The sequence below is a fragment of the Streptomyces sp. genome (assembly GCF_035563135.1).
Classification (GTDB): domain Bacteria; phylum Actinomycetota; class Actinomycetes; order Streptomycetales; family Streptomycetaceae; genus Streptomyces.
The window spans coordinates 1-3,452 of sequence record NZ_DATMVN010000603.1; the positions used below are offsets into that span (position 1 = coordinate 1).

5 protein-coding genes are annotated in these 3,452 nt (G+C 72.1%); 4 read left to right on the forward strand and 1 reads right to left on the reverse strand.

All coding sequences use genetic code 11. From position 1 onward, the window contains the following. Both VN520_RS26890 and VN520_RS26895 read left to right on the forward strand, forming a co-directional pair. On the forward strand, nucleotides 1-715 hold a 715-nt coding region (locus tag VN520_RS26890; RefSeq protein WP_325749537.1), incomplete at its 5' end, for an aminotransferase class IV. Between the two features lie 110 nt (nucleotides 716-825). Continuing rightward, complete coding sequence (locus tag VN520_RS26895; protein ID WP_325749538.1) at nucleotides 826-1,662, forward strand: GNAT family N-acetyltransferase; 837 nt, start codon at nucleotides 826-828, stop codon at nucleotides 1,660-1,662. Between the two features lie 20 nt (nucleotides 1,663-1,682). On the opposite strand, the gene VN520_RS26900 is transcribed toward VN520_RS26895, so the two are convergent. Next, nucleotides 1,683-2,198, reverse strand: a complete 516-nt coding sequence (locus VN520_RS26900; protein ID WP_325749539.1) for a DsbA family protein — start codon at nucleotides 2,196-2,198, stop codon at nucleotides 1,683-1,685. Nucleotides 2,199-2,368: 170 nt separating this feature from the next. On the opposite strand from VN520_RS26900, the gene VN520_RS26905 reads away from it, so the two are divergent. Both VN520_RS26905 and VN520_RS26910 read left to right on the forward strand, forming a co-directional pair. Continuing rightward, the gene (locus VN520_RS26905) at nucleotides 2,369-2,830 is read left to right on the forward strand and encodes a hypothetical protein (protein ID WP_325749540.1); all 462 of its coding nucleotides are present in this window, start codon (nucleotides 2,369-2,371) and stop codon (nucleotides 2,828-2,830) included. A 262-nt stretch (nucleotides 2,831-3,092) separates the two neighbouring features. Further along, nucleotides 3,093-3,452 (forward strand): LacI family DNA-binding transcriptional regulator (locus VN520_RS26910; RefSeq protein ID WP_325749541.1); only part of this gene is annotated, 360 nt, incomplete at its 3' end.

Consider the following 3,452-nt stretch of genomic DNA (forward strand, 5'->3'; position numbering starts at 1 on the left):
CGCCGGGGGCCGCCCCTTCGCCCTCACCCGGCATCTCGACCGGCTGACCCGCTCGGCCAGGGGTCTGGGCCTGGCCGGCCCCGATCACGGCGAGGTCCGCCGCGCGGTGGCGGCCGTCATCGAGGCCAATCCCATGGAACTCGGCCGGCTGCGGATCACCTGCACCGGCGGCCTCTCGCCCCTCGGCTCCGACCGCGGCGACGCCGGGCCCAGCCTGGTCGTCGCCCTCGGCGAGGCGGCACGCCGCCCGGACAGCACCGCCGTGGTCACCGTCCCCTGGACGCGCAACGAACGCGGCGCGGTGGCGGGTCTCAAGACCACCTCGTACGCCGAGAACGTCGTGGCTCTCGCGCGCGCCCACGAGCAGGGCGCCTCGGAGGCCCTCTTCCCCAACACGGTCGGACAGCTCTGCGAAGGGACCGGCTCCAACGTCTTCGTCGTCCTCGGCGGCCGCATCCACACGCCTCCCCTCACCTCGGGGTGCCTCGCCGGAATCACCCGTGCCCTGGCCGTGGAGTGGACGGGCGCGCAGGAGACCGACCTTCCGCTGGACGTGATCGAGCGGGCCGACGAAATCTTCCTGACCTCCACACTCCGCGACATCCAGGCCGTCCACCGGGTCGACGGACGGGAGCTGCCCGGTGCCCCCGGACCCGTGACGGCCAAGGCCATGCGGGTCTTCGACGAGCGCGCGGCGGACGACCTCGATCCCTGAGCCGGAGATTCCGTGAGCCGGGGATCCCGTGAGCCGGGGATCCCGCGAGCCGGAGATCCGGAATCCGTAAAGAGGGTGACGGGCCGCCGTCAAGCGGATAGAACTCCCTGATGACCACCACCATCCGGCCGGCCGGGCCGGTCCAGCAAGGCGCCGACGGCGCGCGGGCACGCACGTACGACGTGTGCGACAACGGGCGGCCCGTGGGCGCCGTCGCCATCTCCACCGACCCGGCGTTCGGTCCCTCGGCGGGCGTGCTCCGGTCGCTCCGCATCGAGGAGGAGCACCGCAGGCGCGGCCGGGGGACCATCGCGGCCCTCGCCGCGGAGGAGGTGCTGCGCGGCTGGGGCTGCACGCGGGTCAGCATGGTGGTCCCCGCGGGCGAGGAAGCCGCCCGGTCCCTGGCAGCCGTGCTCGGCTACACCGAGCGCAGCCGGAACATGCTGAAGCCCCTCCGGCGGACCGCCCCCGCACTGCCCGCCGGGGTCACCGGACGTCCCATGACCGAGCAGGAGTACGCCGCGTGGGCGGCCACCAGCGTCGGAACGTACGTACAGGAATGGGTGGAGCGCGGTGTGCCGGAGGAACAGGCCCGGCGCAAGGCCGAGGGGGACCACTCCATGTACCTGCCGGACGGCCTGGCCACCCCCGGCATGTACTTCCACGTCCTCGTCCGCGACGGAGCCGTCCTCGGCTACGTCTGGGTGGCCCGGCGCGAGACGCCGGACGGCGACGACCTCGGTTACGTGTTCGACATCGAGGTGCGTGAGGAACACCGGGGGCACGGCCACGGCCGGGCGCTGATGCACCTCGCGGAGGACATCACGCGCGACGCCGGCCTCGGCCTGCTCGGCCTGCACGTCTTCGCCTCCAACACACCCGCGCTGCGACTGTACGAGTCGCTCGGCTACGAGGTGACGCAGTACAACCTCGCCAAGGCCCTGTAACCGGACGGGACGCCCGGCGGTCAGCTCCGGCCGGCGAGCAGGCGGTCGGTGATCTCCTCGATGCGCGCGCGCATCCCTTCCTGGCTCTTCCCGCCGTCCAGCCGCTCGTCGCCGATCACATACGTCGGAGTCCCGGTGACGCCGATCGCCTTCCCCTCGGCCTGGTCCGCGTCCACGATCAGCAGATGCCGGCCGTCGATCAGCGCCGTGTCGAACTCCTCGGCGTCCAGCCCCAGTTCGCCGGCCACCTCCAGCAGCAGGGGCTCGCCCGCGCGGGCGAGATCTGCGGTACGGGCGAGCACGGCCTCGATGTACGGCCATCCCTGGCCCTGGACGAACGCCTCCTCGGCGGCCTGCGCCGCCGCGTACGCGTGCTTGTGCTTCTCCAGCGGGAAGTGGCGCAGCCGGATCTCCAGCCGGTCGCCGTAGCGGGCGCGCAGGGCGTGGACGTCGGAAAGGGCCAGACGGCAGTCGGGGCACTCGAGCTCGCACCAGAGGTCGAGGACGACCGGCGCCGCGGAGGAGGAATCGCTCATGCGATCAGTCTCCCAGGGGCGGCCGGTGCTTCCCGACCGGGCCTGGGGGCGACTCGGACCTGGGGATGACGACGGCCCTGAAATGTCCCTGATGTGGATCCGCGCCGTGGCCCCTGCGGCAGTGGGCGGTGCAGGATGGAAGGGACGTATCCCGATTGCTGGAGGCCCCGATGCTTGCCGAGACGATCTGTTCCGCGGTGTCGGCGGCCGGTCTGGGCATCGCCGCGATCACCGCGTACCGGAAGAGGTTCCTCACGGCGGCCCGGATCGCCGCGTACGCCCTGGTGCCCGTCGGCCTGGTGATGACGGGAGTCGTCGAGTGGGCGTCCGGTATCGCCTTCAAGCCGAGCGTGTGGATCGGCTTCGGGCTGCTGGCCGTGGCCTGGCTGCTCTTCATGACCACGCGCGCCGTGGAGCGCCGCAGCGGCTCGACCCGCAAGGAGCGCAGGGCCGCACGGGCCGCCGAGCGGGGGGCGGCGGTCGCGCCGGGCGCCTCGTCACCCTCGCTGACACCCGGGGCCGGGAGGGCCCCGCAGGCGCAGGAGGGGCCGAAGGAGAAGCCGCAGCAGGCCGCCGCGCCCGGCGACGACTTCAGTGACATCGAGGCCATCCTGAAGAAGCACGGGATCTGAAGGCCGACCAGGATGTGAATCGATTCACCACCTTCTGCGGGCGTCGAAGCGTCCGGGGCTGTCTCACGCCTCGGTATATTCAGGTTGCGCCGCTTCGATCTTGACGGTATGCCGGGAGTGCGGTTAGCGTCCGAGCGGATTGAAACAATTCAAAGCAGCGGGCGCGGCCCGGACGGTGACGCGACGGGCCACCCGGTACGTCCGCGGACCAGGGACCGGGCGCCGGGACGCGGCGGCCGAAGGCATCAGTGGGGCAGGGCAAGTGGGGCGTGTGGCAGGCATCAAGGACGTGGCCCGGCAGGCAGGGGTCTCGGTGGGCACGGTCTCCAACGTGATCAACCGCCCCGAGGCGGTGCTCCCCGACACCCGGGCCCGTGTGCTGGCGGCGATCGAGGAACTCGGATATGTGCGCAGCGAGTCGGCCAGGCAGCTCAGGGCGGGCCGCAGCCGCATCATGGCCCTGCTCGTGCTGGACATGGGCAACCCGTTCTTCGTGGACATCGCCCGCGGCGCCGAGCGGACGGCCCGGGAGGCCGGACTCGGCGTGATGGTCTGCAACAGCGGCCAGAGCCAGGAGGAGGAGGCCGAGTATCTCGGGCTCTTCGCCGAACAGCGGGTCTGC

Bases quoted from the DNA above. Each gene is read 5' to 3' on its own strand.
- VN520_RS26895 (WP_325749538.1), top strand. From the start codon at position 826: ATGACCACCACCATCCGGCCGGCCGGGCCGGTCCAGCAAGGCGCCGAC.
- VN520_RS26900 (WP_325749539.1), bottom strand. From the start codon at position 2,198: ATGAGCGATTCCTCCTCCGCGGCGCCGGTCGTCCTCGACCTCTGGTGC.
- VN520_RS26905 (WP_325749540.1), top strand. From the start codon at position 2,369: ATGCTTGCCGAGACGATCTGTTCCGCGGTGTCGGCGGCCGGTCTGGGC.